The sequence below is a fragment of the Nocardia sputi genome (assembly GCF_023501985.1).
In genome coordinates, this window is record NZ_JAMFLC010000080.1 from 1 (window position 1) to 575 (window position 575).

Here is a 575-nt window from a genome sequence, read left to right on the forward strand (position 1 = left end):
GACGCTGTGTTGGGTGTGGAGGGTGCTGGTGTGGTGGTGGAGGTGGGTGCGGGTGTGTCGGGGTTGGTGCCTGGTGATCGGGTTTTCGGGTTTGTGACGGGTGTGGGGTCGGTGGTGGTGGCCGATCACCGGTTGTTGGTGGTGATGCCGGTGGGGTGGTCGTTCGCGCAGGCGGCGGCGGTGCCGGCGGTGTTCGCGACGGCGTTCTACGGGTTGGTGGATGTGGCCGGGGCGCGGGCGGGGGAGACGGTGTTGGTGCATGCGGCCACGGGTGGGGTGGGGATGGCGGCGGTGCAGTTGGGTCGTTGGTTGGGATTGCGGTTGCTGGTGACGGCGAGTCGGCCGAAGTGGGATGTGTTGCGGGGGTTGGGGTTCGGTGGGGAGGAGATCGGTGATTCCCGGTCGTTGGAGTTCGAGGGGCAGTTCCGTGGGGTGACCGGTGGTGCTGGTGTGGATGTGGTGCTGGATTCGCTGGCGGGGGAATTCGTGGATGCCTCGCTGCGGTTGCTGCGGCCGGGTGGACGGTTCGTGGAGATGGGGTTGCTGGATCGCCGCGACCCCCAGCAAGTAGCCGC

General features: G+C 67.8%; 1 protein-coding gene. It reads left to right on the top strand.

Translation table 11 applies throughout. The features are described from left to right. A partial coding sequence (locus tag M8859_RS36705) for a zinc-binding dehydrogenase (RefSeq protein ID WP_195141447.1) occupies positions 1-575 on the top strand: 575 nt, incomplete at both ends.